At 41.8% G+C, this 19,726-nt stretch carries 21 protein-coding genes; 7 read left to right on the top strand and 14 right to left on the bottom strand.

Features of this window, described 5'->3' with window-relative positions:
* The first annotated feature begins 311 nt into the window (after window positions 1-311).
* The gene (locus tag QFZ73_RS13860; RefSeq protein ID WP_251436942.1) at window positions 312-1,679 is read left to right on the top strand and encodes an amino acid permease; all 1,368 of its coding nucleotides are present in this window, start codon (window positions 312-314) and stop codon (window positions 1,677-1,679) included.
* A gap of 49 nt (window positions 1,680-1,728) precedes the next feature.
* Here QFZ73_RS13860 and QFZ73_RS13855 read toward each other — a convergent pair whose 3' ends face one another.
* The 5 genes from QFZ73_RS13855 to QFZ73_RS13835 all read right to left on the bottom strand — a co-directional run bounded on the left by QFZ73_RS13855 (window position 1,729) and on the right by QFZ73_RS13835 (window position 5,444).
* Window positions 1,729-2,595, bottom strand: a complete 867-nt coding sequence (locus QFZ73_RS13855) for a DUF4349 domain-containing protein (protein ID WP_307267016.1) — start codon at window positions 2,593-2,595, stop codon at window positions 1,729-1,731.
* A gap of 227 nt (window positions 2,596-2,822) precedes the next feature.
* Window positions 2,823-3,164: a 5'-nucleotidase C-terminal domain-containing protein gene (locus QFZ73_RS13850; RefSeq protein WP_307267013.1), complete on the bottom strand. Its 342-nt coding sequence runs from the start codon at window positions 3,162-3,164 to the stop codon at window positions 2,823-2,825.
* Between the two features lie 374 nt (window positions 3,165-3,538).
* Window positions 3,539-3,997: a DinB family protein gene (locus QFZ73_RS13845; protein ID WP_307267011.1), complete on the bottom strand. Its 459-nt coding sequence runs from the start codon at window positions 3,995-3,997 to the stop codon at window positions 3,539-3,541.
* Window positions 3,998-4,038: 41 nt separating this feature from the next.
* On the bottom strand, window positions 4,039-4,866 hold the full coding sequence (locus tag QFZ73_RS13840; RefSeq protein ID WP_307267007.1) for a GNAT family N-acetyltransferase: 828 nt from the start codon (window positions 4,864-4,866) through the stop codon (window positions 4,039-4,041).
* A 413-nt stretch (window positions 4,867-5,279) separates the two neighbouring features.
* A complete protein-coding gene (locus QFZ73_RS13835) occupies window positions 5,280-5,444 on the bottom strand; it encodes a YvrJ family protein (RefSeq protein WP_251436952.1) in 165 nt (54 codons plus the stop codon).
* Window positions 5,445-5,601: 157 nt separating this feature from the next.
* Between QFZ73_RS13835 and QFZ73_RS13830 the strand changes: the two genes are divergently transcribed.
* Together QFZ73_RS13830 and QFZ73_RS13825 are read left to right on the top strand one after the other, a co-directional pair.
* Window positions 5,602-6,225, top strand: a complete 624-nt coding sequence (locus tag QFZ73_RS13830) for a sigma-70 family RNA polymerase sigma factor (protein WP_251436953.1) — start codon at window positions 5,602-5,604, stop codon at window positions 6,223-6,225.
* On the top strand, window positions 6,218-6,436 hold the full coding sequence (locus tag QFZ73_RS13825; RefSeq protein WP_251436955.1) for a hypothetical protein: 219 nt from the start codon (window positions 6,218-6,220) through the stop codon (window positions 6,434-6,436). Before QFZ73_RS13830 ends, QFZ73_RS13825 begins: the two co-directional genes overlap by 8 nt.
* 54 nt (window positions 6,437-6,490) lie before the next feature.
* Here QFZ73_RS13825 and QFZ73_RS13820 read toward each other — a convergent pair whose 3' ends face one another.
* The 3 genes from QFZ73_RS13820 to QFZ73_RS13810 all read right to left on the bottom strand — a co-directional run bounded on the left by QFZ73_RS13820 (window position 6,491) and on the right by QFZ73_RS13810 (window position 10,575).
* Window positions 6,491-8,860, bottom strand: coding sequence for a penicillin acylase family protein (locus tag QFZ73_RS13820; protein ID WP_307267000.1), 2,370 nt, complete (start codon window positions 8,858-8,860; stop codon window positions 6,491-6,493).
* Between the two features lie 236 nt (window positions 8,861-9,096).
* Window positions 9,097-9,534, bottom strand: coding sequence for a hypothetical protein (locus QFZ73_RS13815; protein ID WP_307266997.1), 438 nt, complete (start codon window positions 9,532-9,534; stop codon window positions 9,097-9,099).
* 177 nt (window positions 9,535-9,711) lie between these two features.
* On the bottom strand, window positions 9,712-10,575 hold the full coding sequence (locus tag QFZ73_RS13810) for an STAS domain-containing protein (RefSeq protein WP_307266993.1): 864 nt from the start codon (window positions 10,573-10,575) through the stop codon (window positions 9,712-9,714).
* 145 nt (window positions 10,576-10,720) lie between these two features.
* Between QFZ73_RS13810 and QFZ73_RS13805 the strand changes: the two genes are divergently transcribed.
* Window positions 10,721-10,864, top strand: a complete 144-nt coding sequence (locus QFZ73_RS13805; RefSeq protein ID WP_155726480.1) for a hypothetical protein — start codon at window positions 10,721-10,723, stop codon at window positions 10,862-10,864.
* Window positions 10,865-10,974: 110 nt separating this feature from the next.
* On the opposite strand, the gene QFZ73_RS13800 is transcribed toward QFZ73_RS13805, so the two are convergent.
* From QFZ73_RS13800 to QFZ73_RS13785, 4 genes are all read right to left on the bottom strand, one after another.
* A complete protein-coding gene (locus QFZ73_RS13800; RefSeq protein ID WP_251436962.1) occupies window positions 10,975-11,304 on the bottom strand; it encodes a hypothetical protein in 330 nt (109 codons plus the stop codon).
* 99 nt (window positions 11,305-11,403) lie between these two features.
* A complete protein-coding gene (locus tag QFZ73_RS13795) occupies window positions 11,404-12,597 on the bottom strand; it encodes an MFS transporter (protein ID WP_251436964.1) in 1,194 nt (397 codons plus the stop codon).
* Between the two features lie 149 nt (window positions 12,598-12,746).
* Window positions 12,747-14,069, bottom strand: coding sequence for an APC family permease (locus tag QFZ73_RS13790; protein WP_251436965.1), 1,323 nt, complete (start codon window positions 14,067-14,069; stop codon window positions 12,747-12,749).
* A gap of 372 nt (window positions 14,070-14,441) precedes the next feature.
* Entirely contained in the window at window positions 14,442-15,269 is an 828-nt protein-coding gene (locus tag QFZ73_RS13785; RefSeq protein WP_285847398.1) for an undecaprenyl-diphosphate phosphatase, read from the bottom strand.
* 153 nt (window positions 15,270-15,422) lie between these two features.
* Here QFZ73_RS13785 and QFZ73_RS13780 point away from each other — a divergent pair, with 153 nt between their 5' ends.
* Window positions 15,423-16,166, top strand: a complete 744-nt coding sequence (locus QFZ73_RS13780) for a glycerophosphodiester phosphodiesterase (protein WP_251436967.1) — start codon at window positions 15,423-15,425, stop codon at window positions 16,164-16,166.
* A 60-nt stretch (window positions 16,167-16,226) separates the two neighbouring features.
* Here the strand turns inward: QFZ73_RS13780 and QFZ73_RS13775 are convergent, their stop codons facing one another.
* Window positions 16,227-16,436 (bottom strand): alpha/beta-type small acid-soluble spore protein, encoded by a 210-nt coding sequence (locus QFZ73_RS13775; RefSeq protein WP_034310322.1) that lies wholly within the window; start codon window positions 16,434-16,436, stop codon window positions 16,227-16,229.
* Window positions 16,437-16,601: 165 nt separating this feature from the next.
* Between QFZ73_RS13775 and QFZ73_RS13770 the strand changes: the two genes are divergently transcribed.
* Together QFZ73_RS13770 and QFZ73_RS13765 are read left to right on the top strand one after the other, a co-directional pair.
* The gene (locus tag QFZ73_RS13770) at window positions 16,602-17,888 is read left to right on the top strand and encodes a glycoside hydrolase family 18 protein (RefSeq protein WP_251436969.1); all 1,287 of its coding nucleotides are present in this window, start codon (window positions 16,602-16,604) and stop codon (window positions 17,886-17,888) included.
* A gap of 245 nt (window positions 17,889-18,133) precedes the next feature.
* Window positions 18,134-19,126: a potassium channel family protein gene (locus tag QFZ73_RS13765; RefSeq protein WP_251436971.1), complete on the top strand. Its 993-nt coding sequence runs from the start codon at window positions 18,134-18,136 to the stop codon at window positions 19,124-19,126.
* Here QFZ73_RS13765 and QFZ73_RS13760 read toward each other — a convergent pair.
* Window positions 19,123-19,527, bottom strand: a complete 405-nt coding sequence (locus tag QFZ73_RS13760; protein ID WP_251436973.1) for a YugN-like family protein — start codon at window positions 19,525-19,527, stop codon at window positions 19,123-19,125. The two genes, QFZ73_RS13765 and QFZ73_RS13760, sit on opposite strands and share 4 nt — an antisense overlap.
* Between the last annotated feature and the right edge of the window lie 199 nt (window positions 19,528-19,726).

Raw genomic sequence — 19,726 nt, 5'->3', positions numbered from 1 at the left:
AAAAACGAAAAAGCTGTTCCCTTTTTGGGCAGCTTTTTCGTTCAAAAGTCTAAATTTTTAGAAAAATCACATTATTATATTTTGTTTAAATAGCATTATAATTAGTATTGGAAGATTATTATATGATGAAAACAGATGGGATCTCATACATAGTAAGCGTTTTCATTTTTCTCTTTACATTCTTCCTATTAAAATATATTATTTAGTTGTAATATTATGTGAAAAATCAATAAATAATATGTATTCTCCTCTACTAGTGATAAAATGCTAGATAGAGAAAATTAAACTCCAACATAGAAAAGGGGAAAATTATGCAAAACTCCAAAGAATCTCAACTACATAGAGGTTTGGAAGAAAGGCATATCGCATTAATGTCTCTTGGCGCAGCCATTGGAGTCGGTTTATTTCTCGGCTCGGCATCTGCGATTAAATTAGCCGGCCCAGCCATCATTATTTCCTACGCCATTGGCGGACTTATGATCTATCTTATCATGCGTGCACTAGGGGAAATGGCGATAAAAAATCCAGTCGCAGGCTCTTTCAGCCGCTATGCGAGCGAATTTGTGGGTCCTCTTGCCGGATATATAACCGGATGGAATTACTGGTTCGTTTGGATTGCCACCTGTATGGCTGAAATTACGGCAGTCGGAATCTATATGCAATTTTGGTTCCCTGATACTCCGCAATGGGCTTGGGCGTTAGCCGCACTTGCCATCATGACAACGATTAACTTTCTTGCTGTAAAAGCTTACGGTGAATTGGAGTTTTGGTTCGCCTTAATTAAAATCATTACGATCATCCTTATGATCGTCCTTGGCTTCGGAATGATCCTCTTTGGTCTGGGGAACGGCGGAATCGCGGTCGGTTTCGGCAACCTTGTTGAACATGGAGGATTTTTCCCTAATGGGATTTCCGGTGTCATCCTATCGTTCCAAATGGTCATGTTCGCCTATTTAGGAATTGAAATGCTTGGAGTAACCGCAGGTGAAGTTAAAAATCCTGAAAAATCTTTAAAAAGAGCCATCGATACCGTTTTTTATCGGATTTTACTTTTTTATGTTTTAGCTCTGACAGTCATTTTATCGATCACTCCATGGGATGAAATGAATGGAGAAAACAGTCCATTCGTTATGATGTTTGATAAAATCGGTATACCAGGCGCAGCAGGAATCATTCAGTTTGTCGTACTGACAGCGGCCCTTTCATCTTGTAACAGCGGGATCTTCAGTACAGGAAGAATGTTATTCAACCTAGCGCAGCAAGGTGAATCACCAAAAAGTTTCGAACGTACAACAAAGTCAGGTGTTCCTGGCGTTGCCATCATCGTTTCGGCTGTCGTGCTTCTTTTCGGTGTTTACCTTAACTACATGGAAGCTGATAAAGTTTTCACTTACGTCACAAGTGTCGCTACATTCGGTGCGCTCTGGACATGGGGAACCATACTTGTCACACAGATTATGTCCAGAAGGAAAATGAGTCAGGGAGAAAAACATGGCTTGTCTTACAAGATGCCTCTTTTCCCATTCACTTCCTATTTCACTTTAGCCTTTTTAGCATTCGTAATGGTAGTACTCGGTTTTTCAGCAGATACAAGAATCGCTCTAATCGTTGGTCCGATTTGGATCTTACTGTTGGTAGTCCTGTATTATGTGACCGGCTTGCATAAACGGAAAAGATAAATGTCAGAGGGTGCCCAATCCAATTGGCACCCTCTAATTCTGCTACCTTTTACCCCTCCTTTTCATCACCCAATAAGCCAACGGCTCCGCCTAAAGTAATGAGGATAGGCAAGTTTCCTATTATAAAAACAATGATTCCCGAACCCGCTTTAAGTAATAGATTCGCACTCGTTGCAAGTTGTTTCTTCGTTCTCTCCCATGTATTCAATTCCTCATTATCAATGCCCGGCACAACTATCCGATCCTGTGATAACGTGATGGTAACCGTCGAATATGAGGTCTGGTTTTCAAGATATTTCATTTGCCCGGTCAGCTGCTCTATTTCTTCTTGGACCACGGCAAGATCGGATGATATTTTCAGCAAGTCTTCCGTCTTCTTAGCATCCTTCATGAATGCAAGTAACCTTTCCTCTACCGCCCTCTTTGTCTTCAACCTTGCTTTTAAATCTACATATTGCTCCGTTACATCCTGTCCTGTCACATTCCTTCCGACCACTTCTGAAGCCTCGCCCTCGCTATCGGCTAGAAAATCCTGAAAATGTGCTTCAGGGACCCGAACAGTGATCGTTCCTTCCACCAGTTCTTCATCTTCCCTGTATACATTGGACTCGACAACATATCCGCCATATTCACCCACCTTATTCTCGATCTTCATTTGTGCCTTTTCAAGGTTCTTTACCTTCAGCTCAAGCTGGGCTTGATGGATGACCTTTCTTTCATCCATCATCCCTTCTTTTTCCGTTACTCCTTTTTCCGTTACTTCTTCCTGCACCTTATTCCCGGAAATTGAAGCGTCCATTTTACTGTCCGCCTTGTCATCCTGTACTTTAGATGCTGAATCATCTTTTTCATTACTGCTGCATCCAGCAAGTAAAAGGAACAAACTGAACATATGCATCATTATTTTACGGTTCATCGGTATTCCCCCTTTTCTTAATAGTACCGACGTTGAATTTGGAAGAAAGTTACACTTAGTGCTTATTGGGCATGTTTTATTTTCAGAAACAATTAATCACAAAAAAGGAAGCGCCCCTCGTATTAAGGGGAGCTCTCTTTTAGAGTTTCACGAGTAAATGTTGAAAACTCACGAGTAAATGTTCTAATTTCACGAGTAAATCCGCGTAACTCACGAGTAAACCTCAATTAATTATTGATATTCGTAATTCTGCCTTCAATTTCTGCCGTGATCTTCCCGCCTTTAAACGTTTCTTTCACATAGTTAACGAAAGCTTCCAGATCAGCATGTCCAAACACACGCTCTTTTCCTTTCAGGACGGTATAGTTATCACCGCCGCTTGCCATGAAATCATTGACGGCCACCGTATATGTTTCGGTATCCTTGATCGGTGTTCCGTCCGCTTTCTCCAATAAAGTGACACGTTCCGTGACAGGTTTACTGAAGTCGGCTGTATAGCTCAGTCCAGAAATTTGCAAAGTTTTCGGAGATCCTTCAACGATCCATTGCTGTTGCAGCAGCGTTTTCACTTCGGCTCAGCAAGAATCGGGGCGAGCATCTTATTAACATGCATCTTGAAAGACATACTTCACAACCCTTCTATTTTTATAAAATGCTAGAATAATATATCATGATTTCGTCGAATAATACCCAATATTTACCTTAATACCACGAATTTTGAATAAATGGTTCTTTTTATCAATTTTCATTCAGTGCACACAGATCGATATACCTTCAATCATGCATATAATCATTATCCTAATCCCATTGGATCCTTAGGGAGAAAGTCTAATATAAAAAAAGCTGGCCCATTTAAAAGAACCAGCCTGCTAACATCGTATGGATCTCAAAGGTCGTTCCTTACTCCCTTTATTTCAGGGAAACCTTTTTGAAAACTCCAAATCTATAAATCCCGATCTATTAAACTGGCTGATACCGGTTCGATGCCCATCTCCCTCGACCAGATGGACAGCTGGCCCATATGGTGAATTTCGTGCGCTATCAGATGGCGCAGTATCCTGCCTTTTTCGTATGACCCCTCCATCCAAGGTGGCTGAATCATTCCATTCTCATCATCAATGGAATGCGAGTTCAAATAGTCCATGGCCTCAGAGTGATAACCGTTAGATAAATCTTCCACTTTTTCGATCGTATCATAGGCATCCAAATCGATCGCGACATCAGGCTTCCCTTGCATGGCCCTGATCCAGCTGAATTCGACATCGATAATATGGGCAAGTGTCTTCAATATATTGCCCATCCCTCCTGTGCGCTGCCGTTTCAGCTCCTCACTCGGTAAGGACCGGCACCACTTGAACCACTCACTTCGCACCTGCCAGTTATAATTGAATAATGTCAACATCCATCCCAGCCCCCTAACACTCAATGTCGTCGAAGTATCCTTTAGTATCCCCCCCCTTTGTATTGATAATAATCTTGTCTTTGAATGGTTTTGAATCCACAAGATTCATAGAGTCTTAAAGCATGCTCATTAGTAGCCTCGACCTCGAGAAAAATATCATATCCCAGCTGGCATTGTTCGGCTACAACCTTTTTCAATGCCCTTCTGCCAAGTCCTTTTCCCTGGTATTTTGGCAAAATCGAAAATCCATAAATCCACGCTTCCCGGCCTGATTGATCAACACGGATTTTACCGACCGCGCGGCCATCCTTTTCAATCATCATGGTTTTCAGGGTATCCTCATATAGGATGCGCTGATAATAATCCTTCGCCTCTTGTTTCGTAAATTGGAAACATTGAATATCCAGCTGAATTTCCGTTTCCTCATCATCTCTCCGTGAAGGGCGAACGACTGCATCACCATAATCATCAAGCTCCGTTTCGGACCATTTCATTTGAAACTCAGAAAAAGAAAACTCACATGGGAGCTGTTTCAAAAATTCCTTCCCCGAATGGGATTGAGCAGGTGAGTTCAAGAGAATCAACTTATAGTTGCGCTCCACGGCACTCCTTATAGCCTCTTCCAGCAGCTTTGTAAATATGCCTTGCCTCCGGTAATCAGGATGAACCATCCCGCACATCTCCACTTTGTTTCCAAAATCGTAAAGACCAAGAAAACCAACAAGCTTCAATCCATCATAGTGAAGAAAGTCATTCTTATTCACACCGTTTCGACTGCTAAGCGTTTCCCAGTTCAGCTTTAAAGTAAAACCTTGCCGTTCACATTCTTGCTGCAGGATCCGAATATCTTCTAGCTGTTTATCCTCCAAATTCGCCACCCCTTTTCCATATTATCAGTTTATTACCAAAAAAATAAGAAAAGCAGCACCCTTTTACTCGGATGCCGCATACTATTCATAAGTTTATTAATGAATGTTGTTTTTTTAAAAGTATTTTCACTTTAATCCATAAAACTAAAATCGTACGAGGGGAGGATTTCCTATCTAATTCCATTGACGGATGAATTATAGTAGAAAAATGATTCCAAATGACGATTATTTTTTACCTATTTTGTGCTATATTCCAAATAATGGTTTACCATTATTTTACTTGAGTTTAAGGGAGGGATTTACAAAGTCTTGATTTTCAGATAGTACCCATTACTTTATACCCGAATTCCGGACCCTTTTTAGAATAGAATCCGAAATTCGGTGTTTAACACCTGGCACATTACGTCCTGAGGTTATCGTCTTTTCGTTTTATGAGCGGACTTTTTTAAGTTCTCTACGTCCGTTGTCAGTTCTTTTAATTGTTTACCGAAGCGGAAGAGCAAAAACATAGAAACGACGAATGGATAGCCAAATTCGCTAACTAATGAAACCCACATAGTAGCATCCTCAATCATCATCCTCTTCACCCCTTTTCTTGTATCTGATAACTAAAGTGAAACTTGTTTAAAAAAATCAATCTAGCACTATTGATTTATGGAAAAAGGAACGAATGTTCCTATATAATTGATTTATTCCCCTTGTCTATCACTTTATTAATTAAAAGGAGGGATAACAATGAACCAATTAACTTCTCATTTTTTTTCTCATTCGTTGGAGTTTCTGCAGCAACAGTACTCATCTTTCTTTGAACAACCGATCATTCAAGTATTTTTACAGAACCCAGAGCATTTAAAGATTTTCACTGAAACTCTTGATTCCCCTTCTTCCCACAACATTTGTCATCTCAACGAGACTTTCCAAATTTTCTATTACCGGGCTAAAGTATACAAATACATGTGCTCCTTAATTTACTTTTTCTCTGTTGACTTTGATAAAAGGGCACGGAAGCAGCGGGAACGCTACCGAATGGTACTTGATGCGACACCAAGGGATACTGGCGGATTGATCGATCGAATCGGCACTTTGGACGTTCAACTTGAAAAGATGGGGGAAACGAATGAACTCGCTTCACACATAAGTGATGAAGAGATGATAAAAGCCTTGAAGAAGTTAACGGCCAAACAAAACCTGGTGCTGACCATGATCTTTTCCTACGGCCTATCCAACAAGGAAATTGCTGCCTATTTCCATGAGTCCCCGCAGAATATCTCAAGCATCCGTAAACAAGCTCTAAAAAAACTTCGAAAGCACTATATGGATGAGGTATATGTTAGAAAGGAGAAAAGCCATTGTGGATAAAAAATTGTCAAAAGAAGAATTGTTGGATCTAATCGACTCTTTGAATCCTAAAATAAAAAAATCGTTAAAAAACACGAACTATCAAGACCGGAATGATCTGGAGCAAGAAATTAAACTCAAGATCATTGAATCATATGAAAAAATCGCTGCAATCAAGGCCCCTAATTTCGAGGAGTTCCTTGCAGAATTCCTTACTAATCAAAAACAATGAAAAAGTACCAAGTCCAGAGCAAGGATGCTGGACTTGGTACTTTTTTTCTGAATATCAGTATGATGGTTTCAATGTCAGCTTATCACCTTTTGGATCGTCCAATGTGGTTTTGTGATAAGTACCTTCTGCCCAATCATCAAGCTGATCATGGTACCACTCACTTTTAACGTTACCTGATTGACCAGGGCCAACGAGGTGATACCCTTGATTCATGTCGGCAAGGTCGATGACAAATCTCCAGGAGCCACCATGATTAACGGTTCCATCATCTAAAAATGCCGCCGCTTGTACGGTGACACTGCTACCGCCTACCGGGATTCCGCCGCCGCTTTTAAATAAATAATTTAACGGGGCGACACTCGATAGCGTGTGGTTAAACCTGACCTGATGAAAGTCCCCCCATTCCCAATCAGCTATATCGTCACCTTGTGATTCTTCAAGTTCCGTTAACGTCTCCTGTAACGACTTGGCAAGCACCTGCTCAAGTCCGCCTGCCTCTTCAATCCAAGGGCCCGGCTTACCGTCCAGTGCCCGCCTTAGTAGTTCATCAACGGCCGAACGCCTTCCATTAAAGAGGTTGAGGGTTTCCTCCGGTATTTCTTCTGTAAGCAGAACATCCCCTATTTTTCGCATCCAGACATTAAAGATCATCGGTGCCGCCTCATCAACGGAATCAATATGATTCCATTTCTTCAGAATCGTCAGAGCCTGGTCTTCCTGTTTCCTGGATGGACCTTTCAATACATCCACGAATTGAGGAACAAACTCCTTGGCCTGCAAATTCACTTTATCCATCTGCAGGCTTTGCATATCCTCGGCCGTAAGCTTTTTATTGGCTTTTAAAAACTCCTGTATCCTCATCTGACGGTACGGCTGTGCCCAGTCATTGCTGATGTGGTAAGGATAATCATCTGAGATGACTTTATTATTCGCTGTCGAAATGAATCCCTCTTCCGGATTCACCGTTTTCGGAAGTTCATCAAAGGGAATATAGCCTTTCCACTCAAATTCATCCGTCCAGCCAGGTACAGGCAGCATACTATCGCCTTTTTTCCGGATTGGGATTTTCCCATTCGCCTTATAGGCAATGGTCCCATCGACTGAGGCAAAGACGAAATTCTGTGCCGGCGTTTCGAATTTCAAAAGGGCCTTTTCGAATTCTTTCCAGCTTCCCGCTTTATTCATATTCAGTACCGCTTCAAGCTCGGCAGATGGATCAAGTGCTGTCCACCTTAATGCAAGCACGGTATCTTTTCCGCTTTTCCCGGCAAACTCCGAGACAACAGGTCCATGGCGGGTAACCGTCACTTGATAGTCAAGTGTTTTACCATCCTTCACCTCGATAGGTTCGTCCAGGATTTCAGATTTTTCCCATTTACCTTTGTAAAAGAATTCTTTCTCGTTTTCCGGGTTTCTCCTCTCAATATACAGATCCTGAACATCCGGACCGGTATTGGTCACACCCCAAGCGACCTTTTCGTTATGACCTAGTATGATTCCCGGAATCCCGGCAAAAATAACTCCGCTCACATTGACTGACGGGGCCTCCAAATGCATTTGATACCAAACGGACGGTGTAGCTAATCCCAGATGGGGATCATCCGCCAATAATGGCTGTCCGGAATCCGTTTTCTTGCCTGAAACGACCCAGTTATTGCTGCCGTTGAATTCAAAAGGAATAACGGCCCCGGCAAAACCTTTTTCAATATCCAGTTCTTCCTTGCTGATGATATATGGAGCGCTCTTTGGATAATTAGGAAATAAATCATATGCTTTTTCCTTTGGGAACGTTTGCAGTAAATACTGCCTAAACGCCTGATCTTCCCAGTTCCCTCCTAAATCAAAGGCCATATATTTACCGATGGTCAGCGAATCGACGGGTGTCCACGGCTCTGGTTCGTATCCAAGCAGAGTGAACTCCGCCGGCCAATTCCCATTCTCCTTCAATTCATAGATATAAAGATTTACCCCCTCGGCAAACACATCCAATGCTTCTTTCCCCTCACTTGTATATGCTGCATAAGAGGCTTCAGCCGCCCGCCTCAACCCAAGTGTGCGGAAATACTTATCGTTTTTGACGGTCTTCTCACCAATCACTTCACTCAATCTTCCTGACGCCTGACGCCTGCTTAAATCCATTTGAAATAAACGGTCCTGTGCTTGGATATACCCTTGAGCTAAATACAAATCATGTTCATTCGCTGCGTTGATATGCGGGACCCCATTTGAATCCCTCACCACCGTAACCGGTTTCAAAAGACCTGGAAGCGATATCTCCCCCTTTGTTTCCGGCAAGGATCTTGAAAGAAATACATTTGCAGCAATCAAGACAGACAGCAAAAGTATAATCAGGATTCCAAAACTCCATAGAGCACGCTTTCTCCACTTCCGTTTTGGCTTTTGCTGAGGTACGGCAACTTCCATCGATCATCTTCCTCTCCCCTTAAAACTCTCTTTCTCTTTCTATTTAAGATATTCCGCGCTTCTCCCCATCTTTCCTACCAACTTCCTTACATTCTCTCTTTTTATTTCAAGAAGGCAGAGAGGTGCAAGGACGAATTTTACTCGCACAAGGTTGGATTATTACGGCGGAATTTCATCGGTAAACATTGAATCAAATGCAAAAACACCGATACAATGTATCGATGTGGCAGGGGATGCTAGCTATTTGCAATAATGTATTCAATCACTTTATCTGCATCGTTTGTATAAAAGAGAGCTTTATCAAAGTCATGGGCCGCCTTCGTCTCGGCTTCCATGTATTCAATCGGGGAGAGGAGACCAAAGAGCCTCTTCCATTTATGAGTTTTCTCCAGAAGTTTTCTTTCCTTTTTTATATCCTCTGGTATGAATTCATTAATGATAAAACATGGGTCGGAAAATGAAGGGTCCTGAAAACGTTCGTTCAAGGCTCGCAATTTATCCCGATCCCATTCCACCCTTACCAAGTCCGATATGACCTTTACATTTTGGACCGAGTCGAGGATGCGTTTGGACAAAACATCATATTCTTCATCCTCCAGCCCATTATCCGTCATGATTCCTACACAATACCATTTTTCGTTATGATCAGGTTCTTCATTTTTCTTGAAAAACACTCTTCATCCACCTTCCTTACACACTTTACATGTCCTATTTAATTTAAATGAAAATTAACATGTCCGCCCCCGTCATTTCACTATAACATGGAGCAAATATCGATGGCGATAAAATATGAAAGCTGCAGGAATGGGGCTGATATAGAAAAAAAGATACCCTGAAAAAGGATACCTCCATCATACTGGCTGAAGAGCCAGCCCTCTTTGTTTAAACAGATATTCCAGAGCCTGACTGAACGATAGAAAGGCTTTTACCTGATTTGCGAAATCAAGTTTGACGATCTCTTTCACGACATCAGGGGTAAAACCGACAAACATCGTTTCCGTTCCCATCAGCGCCAGTGCCCCCACTAATTGATCCAACAGGGAGAGCATATTGCTTTCCTTCGTAAAGGTAATTCCCGAGAAATCCATGATCAATACTTCCGCATTCAGATCTGCACATTTTTGCAATACCGTCGATTGCATCGACTCCATTCTCCAATCGTCAATGCGTCCAATCAATGGTAAGAGCAGCACATCCCTTAATACGGTCTGAACAATCGGGGTGGACAATTCTTCCATGACTTCTTGGTTTTCTTTTATCTTCTGCAAAGAATCGTTTGCCATTTTCGCCATTTCTTTATAATGATTCACGTAACTGATACTCACACAGTGTATGAACTGGTCCAGGATTGCATCAATTATCGAGCTTGCCTTTAGCAGAATTTCAATGGAGTAATAGCGATTGCTTACCTCTTCTTCAATGAAACTCCAGAAAAGGTTACGAACAAGCTGTGCTTCCTCAATATTCTTATCTAAAGGAATGCCCATATCCACGATGCGCTTACCTATTTCCATACCCGTTATTTTCATACTTTCCATTGCTTGTGCCTTTCCATGAATCAAGGCATCTGCATGAATTTGAATAAGCTTTGACCGTACCTCTTTACTGGTTTCAAAATCATAGAGCGGTTCCTCTTCTTCGAACAACTCGATATGCTCCACTAAGATATATTTAAATTTTTCAATTTTTTCACCGATCATTCTTAATTCTTCCATATGGACCTCCCATACAGGGCTTTTATCATATTTTATCAAAAAATGAATGGTTAAGGATATAAAATCCTTCTATTACCAATATGATTATAGACGTTTACCCTTTTCAATTTAAGGGTATTATGATATATGACTTGGAGGGATTACCATGAAAAAAGATCAGAAAGACTTCGAATCTGAAAACATGAGCGATTTGGTCGAACTCATAAACAGTAAAAATAACAGCCGCAGAATCTTGGATGTACTTCGGCGTAATAAAAAGGATAAAAGTAAAAGCAAAGATAAAAAGTGAAAAAAACCAGTCCAAAACGGCCTGGGTTTTTTGAATGGATAAAATAAAAGAGCTGAGTTTATTCATTAAGCAACCTCAGCTCTTTCGTCATTAAATAATATTGATTGCCACTACCTTTTTCTCCGGATTTCCTTCACATGGTTCCCTTCAGTAGTAATATAGACTGTTTCATCAATTTTGTATGTTAAATAACGGTCACAATCAATTTCCAACGTTTTCCCATTGTTGAATTTCATTGCGCAATTGGATCCCTCTTCGGTTTCCGTCACATCAATGACTTCGTTCGTCTTAAAACCGATTGCCTTGCCATCGGAGAAATGAGGATAGTATTTTTCAACAATCTCCACCTTTTCCAATCTGCCCGGACTTGTTAAGTATACAACGAATAATATAATTAAAACGGCTATTAACCCAATGAGAATTACTGCTTTTCGTTTCACTCTATCTATTACCCTCTTCTCTTATCAATCTATTATTCAATCTCCATTTTCACTAGATTATATTCAGGATTCCGGAAAAACATGATAGAAAAGATCATTTTATTTAACGATTTTCACTTTTTCAACCAACATCGCACAAGCGGCAGCCAGGAGGATCAGAATGGATACAGCCGAGATGACCCCTCCCCAGCCGAACTTCATTAGGAATAAACCGCCTGACGCCCCCACTACACTTGATCCTGCATAGTAAAACAGGAGATATAATGCGGATGCTTGAGCCTTTTCATTCCTATCAGCCAACCTTCCGACCCAGCTGCTCGCAATTGAATGGGCTCCAAAGAAGCCAAATGTAAACAAGGCAAGCCCCATTATTTTCAGCAAAAGCGGATCCATTAAGGTTAAAAGGGCGCCCATCAGCATGATTGCGATTCCGATAAGAAGTACAAGCCTCCGACTAAATTGATCGGCAAGCTTCCCCATCCATGTAGAACTAAATGTCCCCACAAGATAAATAATGAAAATGAAGCCGATCAATGTTTGTGATAAATGATATGGCGGTCCCATTAAAGGTATACCCACAAAGTTATAAACGGTAACAAACGAGCCCATTAATAGGAAGGCCATACCAAATAAGAGTACTAGTCTGCCATTCCTTAAGTTATTGATAAGGGAGGTTTTGATTCTCGACAATGAGACTCCTACGCGGACGGTATGCTGTGAAGCCGGAAGCATCCACCAAAAAGCCAGACTGATGATCAAACTTAAAGCCCCAAGGCTTCCAATCGCTATGTTCCATGAGAAATGGTCGGTAAGCACACCGACAATCAGCCTGCCGGCCAATCCACCGATACTCGAACCACTCACATAGATCCCCATCACATAGCCCAGGCTTTTCGGATGAAATTCTTCATTGATATAAGCCATCGCAATTGCCGGGAAACCTGCAAGCACCGCTCCTTGAATTGCCCGTATTGCGATAAGGATGTATAAATCATCCTGGATGAAGCTGACACATATGGATAACAATGCGGACAGAGTGAGCGCCGTCCCCATTATTTTTTTCCTATCGATATTTTCTGAGAAAAAGGAAACAAGCAATAAACAGATGGCAAGCGTTCCAGTTGCGAAAGATAATGTAAGACTTGCCATTGCAGGAGAGACTCCGAATTGCTTTGCGAAAACCGGAATGACCGGCTGGGTACTATACAGATCCGCAAACGTTACGAAGCTACCAAGAAATAAAGCCAAGATTGTTTTCCTGAATGATTTACCAGCAGGCTCGATATAATTCACTTTTGTTCAGACCCTTCACTATTTAACTTTCCTCCTATGTTAATACGAACTTCACGAGTTGTCTATTTCGCCACTTTTGTCCAAAGATGAATTTTGTTCCAGCCATTTATATTAAAAACCCTTCACTGCATGCAGTGAAGGGTTTTCCATTAATATGAACGTTTATCATCCCGCTCACTTTTTTTAAGCAGCCAGTACACTGGCATACCTATAATGAGGATGATCACAGAGTACAGGGCATTTAAAGGTGTTTGGATTAATGTGCTTAAAACAATATAAATTGCACCAGCAATCGCCACGATGGGGATGATTGGGTAAAACGGCACTTTATAAGTTTTCGCATCCGGATCTTTTCTGCGTAAGATGAAGACCGCATAGAAGGCTAATCCATAAAAACAGAAGACAGAGAATACAGCCATATTGGTAAGTTTGTCAGGGTCTGTTGCAACCATCATGATGATTGCAATGATCACTTGCAATACCGTCGCATTTATTGGTGTTTTAAACTTAGGCGATATTTTCCCGATTTGTTTATGGCCTGGCATCATTTTATCAGTCGCCATCGCCAAGGTAATGCGCGGAAAGGTCAAAAGCTTTCCGTTCAAGCAACCGAAGATTGAAATCGCTATTCCGATTGATATCAATTTCCCGCCCAATTCACCGAATAGCATCGTTGCCGCAACATTCGCTGCATTCGTACCATGGGTTATGACTCCCTCCGCCCCCAATACATGAAGCATGGCAAGGTTCACAGCCAAGTAAGCGACCATGACCACGACTAATCCCGTTATGATTGCCCGCGGCAACGTTTTCTGCGGGTTTTTCATTTCCCCTGCCATGAAGCCGACATTCATCCAGCCATCATACGCCCAGAGCGTAGCCAAAATCGCACCGGCCATACTGATTTTCATTGAACTTTCACTATTGATATTGAATACAGGCATATCACCTTGTGCGATACCGAACACCGCTATGAAAATGATGGGGATCAATTTGGCAACGGTCGATAAGGTTTGGATGATACCGCCGTATTTTGTCCCCAGAAGGTTCATGCCTGCTATAAATACGATCGTAACAATCCCTATCGCCAAAGTGTAACCTGAAGCGATATTAAATATTCCTGCAACTAATAACCCGAAGTATAAACTGAGTGCGCCCATGACTGCAGGCCCATATACCAATGTCTGAACCCAGCCGCATAGGAATCCCCATGCTTTTCCGTACACTTCTTCCATATAGACATATAAGCCTCCCGTTTTAGGAATCCGTGTACTCACTTCCGCAATCGTCAATCCGCTTGCAAGGGTAATCAGACCACCTATCAGCCAAGCTAACAAGGCATTGGTTGAATTCCCGCTTAATTCAAGCACGTCACCAGGTCTCATGAAAATACCAGAACCGATAACTGTACCAACTACAATAGATGTTCCAACCCAAAAGCCAACCGTTTTCTTCAATTGGTCATTCCCCATGCTGTCCTCCTCAGGTGTACACATGTATTTTATTTATACTAAAATTATATCATATAAATTATACTAGAATAGTTTATGTAATCATTAGAATATTATAAAAATACCCAAACGCGTTGGTATCACTACGCTCAGTGGGCTTTATTATATTTATATTTTTTTTACTGATTATGTCTGAAACCACACTAAAAACCGAATGTTTTTTTACCAAAGAAAGATTTATTGATAATTCACTCGATAATTACGAATTAAAAACCACAAAACCTATTTATCATTCGTTATTAATTTTCTGGGATTTCAGCTTTTTTTTCAGACAAAAAAAACCACCCCTAATCAACGGGGTGATTCCTCTCCTCTTTCAAGCTTCATTTCGTATTACCAAATAATGAATAGAAGCACAACCGCTAAGACGATCCGGTAAATGGCAAAAGGAGTCAATTTAACTTTATTGATTAAAATCAAGAAGAAGCGGATACAGAATAACGCAAAGATAAATGCACTGATGAAACCTGCAATAAAGAACGGCAGAACTTCAGGTGTGAAGCTTTCCCAGTATTTCACGATTTTCAACAAACTGGCACCAGCCATGATCGGCACGGCCATGATGAACGTGAAATCGGAAGCCGCCCGGTAGCTCATACCCAAAAGCACTCCACCGGAAATGGTCGAGCCTGAACGCGAGAATCCCGGCCATAGTGACAAACATTGAATTAACCCTACACCGAAGGCTTGTTTATAAGTGATTTGGTCAACCGTCTCTGCAGTCAGCTTTGGACGGAATTTATCCGCAGCAATCATCAAAAACGCGCCCAAGAACAATCCGACGATAACCGTCTTCATCGTAAATAAATAATCATCAATATAATCTTCGAATAATAGACCTAAAACGCCCGCCGGCAACAATCCGACGATAACCTGCAATAGGTTAAGCTTTGGGCCGTTCACAGCGGATGTGCCTTTCAGCTTCCTTAAACCAAGCAAGTCCATGAATCGTCCCCAGAAGAGCACGACAACGGCGAGTATCGAACCAAGCTGGATGACCACCTTAAAGGCATTGGCCACTTCACTCCCGAAAAGTTCTTTCGAATTTAGCCATAAATCATCAACGATAATCATATGCCCTGTAGACGATACAGGAGCAAATTCCGTTAATCCTTCTACAAGACCAAGCATAACTGCAACAAAAATTTCCCACATATTCATTTTATTCACCTCATAATTCGAACACCTATTTATGGAAATACCATATGTATTTTACTCGTTGTTTAAAATATTGTCTATTAAACATTGCTGAAACAATTCAAGCGTACATGTATGATAGGGTTCAAGATAAAGTTTAAAGGGGAAGTGATGATTTTGCAAAACATAATGATTTTCGCCCATAGAGGGTCCAAGGGGACACATCCTGAAAATACCATGGCAGCATTTCAAAAGGCGGCCGAAATCGGGGCCGAGGGGATCGAGTTCGATGTCCATCTCAGTTCTGATGGGGAATTGGTCATCATCCATGACGAAACACTTGATCGAACGACCACCCTTACTGGTTATGTAAAAGATCACTCGGCACAAAGGTTGAAAACGGCTGATGCCGGGAGCAAATTTTCCAGTGAATTCCTTGGGGAGCGGATTCCTTTTTTAATGGACGTTTTCGACTGGGCTAAGGGAAATGCTTTATTGATGAATGTCGAAATCAAGACGGATAAACTCGCTTATGAAGGAATTGAACAGAAGATCATTGATTTAATTCGTCAATATCAAATGGAAAATCGGGTGATCCTCTCTTCCTTCAACCATCAATCCATTGAAAAAGTGAAGATGCTTGCCCCAGACCTTGAACGTGCCTTATTGTTCGAGGGGCTTCCTGAAAACTTCGAAGAAATTTTACGTGATAAAAAAGAATCGGGTTTCCATCCAGATAAAAACAGCCTGACTCCAGCAGTTAGTGAAAAAGCGAAAAAACTTGGATATAATATCCGGCCTTGGGTCGCCAATGATGAAGCCGACATCGTCAAGCTGGCAGAGTTGGGGGTCGACGTCATCATGACCGATTTCCCTGAAAAGGCAATCAAGGTTTTAAAAGCTTGGCAGTCACATGGCTGAACAATGCGAAAGAGAAGGAGCGATACTCCTTCTCTTTCTAATCCATATTTATTCAATTAATTAACGAGAAAAGTTTGAACCGCCTAATTGTTGTTCAGCCATTTGAACCAAACGTTTTGTGATTTCCCCACCAACAGATCCGTTAGCGCGAGAAGTAGTGTCAGCACCTAGGTTTACACCAAATTCACTAGCGATTTCATTCTTCATTTGTTGTAGAGCTTGTTCTGCACCAGATACTAAAAGTTGATTGCTGTTATTGTTGTTTGCCATGTGTTTTCACCTCCTACTAATATTAATTAGCATTTTAGGCTTTAATTATTATTGCCAATTTATTGAATTTTTTTGTTTGTGGTACTCTCAATCCCAAGCTCTTTATCATGAATTTCTTTTTATGCTCATAAACTGTTAGGAAACTTTCAGTAGGAGGGAAAAGAATTGCAAATTCATGTGGTTAGGCCAGGCCAGACGTTATATGGCATCGCCCAGACGTACAGCGTAACCGTTGACAGGCTCGTGGAAACAAATAAGATCCCTAACCCAAATAACCTTGTTTCGGGGCAGGCCCTTGTCATTCCAATCGTCGGCAGTTATTATTTCGTTCAACCGGGTGATAGTCTTTATTCCATTTCCCAAAGGGTTGATGTCCCTGTTCAAGAATTGGCAAATATAAATGGCATTTCCGAAAATCAAATCCTATCCGTTGGATACCGGCTCTATATTCCGGCACGAAAGAAAAGGACCGCCGAATTCAACGGTTATGTCGAGCCGCGGGGTACATCGGTTGCACCGGCCCTTGAAACGGCTGCCAGGGAAGCTGCGCCCTATTTAACCTATTTAGCCCCATTCAGCTTTCAGGCGCTTCGTGACGGCTCCTTAAAAGAGCCTTTGCTCAATGAATTTCCTGCCATCGCCAGAGAAAATAAAAATGTCCTGATGATGGTGATCACGAATCAGGAAAATGACCAATTCAGCGATGAGCTTGGGCAAATCATCTTAACGAATACTTCCGTTCAGAATAAGTTCCTGAACAATATCGTTACAACGGCAAAGAAATATGGATTCCGGGATATCCACTTTGACTTTGAGTTTTTAAGGCCGGCCGATAAAGAAGCGTATAATCAATTTCTCCGAAAAGCCAAGGAACGATTCAAGAAAGAAGGATGGTTCATTTCCACGGCACTTGCCCCTAAAACAAGTGCTGAGCAAAAAGGCCGTTGGTATGAGGCACATGACTATAAAGCACATGGTGAAATCGTCGACTTCGTTATCATCATGACTTATGAATGGGGATATAGCGGAGGACCGGCAATGGCTGTGTCTCCTATTGGACCTGTTCGGGAAGTTCTCGAATATGCCGTCACAGATATTCCCTCCAACAAGATCCTTATGGGACAGAATCTATATGGCTATGACTGGACCCTGCCTTTTGTACAGGGATCCACTGCCAGGGCGGTGAGTCCGCAGCAGGCCATCCAGATTGCGGCGGCCAATAATGTTGCCATCGAGTATGATGAAACCGCACAGGCCCCGCACTTCAACTATACCGATATAGAGGATAGGCAGCATGAGGTGTGGTTTGAAGATGCCAGATCCATTCAGGCAAAATTCGATTTAATCAAAGAACTGAATCTTAGGGGTATGAGTTATTGGAAGCTCGGCTTAGCCTTCCCTCAAAACTGGCTGCTCATCAGTGATAACTTTAACGTACGGAGAAGGGTCTAAGAAAAGATAAAGGAATACCGAAACGCAAACGGGCATATAATCAATCATCGAGCATGAAGTCCAGTTCAGGATACGTGACTCAACCATAAAAGCCTTCCGACATCATCCGGAGGGCTTTTATCATTTACCCGAAATTGAATGGCAACTTTCCAATATTCATAATTCAAAGTTTGTCTGATCGCACCCTTATGAGCCAAGCCTTTTTTGAGCATACTAAAAGGAACAGCTTAAGGGGCGTGAAAAACATGATTCGAATCGGTCCATACACCAGCATCGTTCCCAGATTTCCGCGTTTCATCAGATTGCTTTCTACCATCGCATTATTTTTACTTTCATTCGGGGTCTTGATACACTTTGTGGAACCGAAGAGATTCCCTACTTTACTGGATGGCATCTGGTGGGCAATCGTGACTATGTCAACGGTGGGTTACGGAGATTTCACTCCCGTGACAAATCTTGGAAAAGTCATTGGGATGGTCCTCATTTTGTCAGGCGCCGGCCTGATTACCTCTTATTTTGCGTACATTGCAAAAATCTCCATTTCCAATGAGCAGCAATTTCTAACAGGAAAGAAAGTATTCGGCGGCGGCGGTCATATTATCATTGTAGGCTGGAATGGCCGTTCCCAGAGAATCATCCAAAACATTCATGATCGTAAACATCATCAATCCATTGTCCTTATAGATGATACGCTGCAAAAGCACCCGCTTCCAAGAACGAATATCCACTTTGTCCAAGGAAAAGCTACATTGGATTCCGTTTTGCAGAAAGCGAATGTAAAACAAGCCATACGCGTCCTAATCACGGCTGACCTTAAGCAAGACGAGCTGCAAACGGATATGTTCTCGATATTAACGTTACTGGCTGTCAAAGGGCTGAATCCTCATGTATATTGTCTTGTGGAAATATTAACGCATGAACAAAAGGAAAATGCTTTACGGGCTGGAGCGGACGGTATCGTGGAAACGAATAAATTCGCGAGTGAATATATGCAGGATTGCTTATCGAAGGGGATACTTGCGGAAGCTGAAGAGCGAAAAGAGTTGGATGGATTAAACATCAAGCAGCTGCCCATCCAGGATGACTGGGTTGAATTGACGTTTAAACAGTTGAACGTTAAGCTATTCGATCAAGACATTTTATTGGTCGGCATCATTTCAGGAGGCAAGACATTAATCAAGCCCCCTGGAGATATAATCATACATCGTGATGACACCTTGCTCATCATTGAAGATTAATGTAATAAAAGCTTTTCCAAATCACGGACAAGCGTTTTTCCAAATGAGATATAGTTTTCCGGAAATTCGGCATCCGGATTTTCAGGCTCAGCAAACTGATTGAAGGAAGCGGAGAGGTTTCCGATATTTCCTTCATCATCCATCCCGTCCTCGTACTTATGAGATAACAAAAACGGTTGTAAAAGTTCGACCCTTACCCCATCCTTATCGAGTGAACCATCAACAGCCTTGAAAGGGACTCGCAAGAACTGGTAGCCATCACTGTCATCAATCTTATAATCAAAAGACCCGTGGTCATAATCCCATCCTCCGCCTATCACATATCCTTCCGGTTTTAACTTCGTCTCCAGATCGAACAAACCGAATGTTTTCCCTTCCAACTGAGAAGAAATTTTAATCATTGTATAAAACCTCTTTCGCTAATTTTCTATTAGCTTAACCAAAGTGCCCTAAAAAAAACCTGGAATGCTTCTATTGTTCCCTCAATTTGCTAAAGGAAATTGGCTTCCAAGCTTCCCTTGCGCTTTTCTCTCTCTTCGTCGCTTCCTTGATGGCACTGCTTTAGCTTTCAACAAAAAAAGGCATCAAGCAGGATGTTAT

This window comes from Peribacillus sp. V2I11 (assembly GCF_030817135.1).
In the GTDB taxonomy this organism is placed as follows: domain Bacteria; phylum Bacillota; class Bacilli; order Bacillales; family DSM-1321; genus Peribacillus; species Peribacillus simplex.
This window is presented reverse-complemented; position numbering and strand designations above follow the sequence as displayed.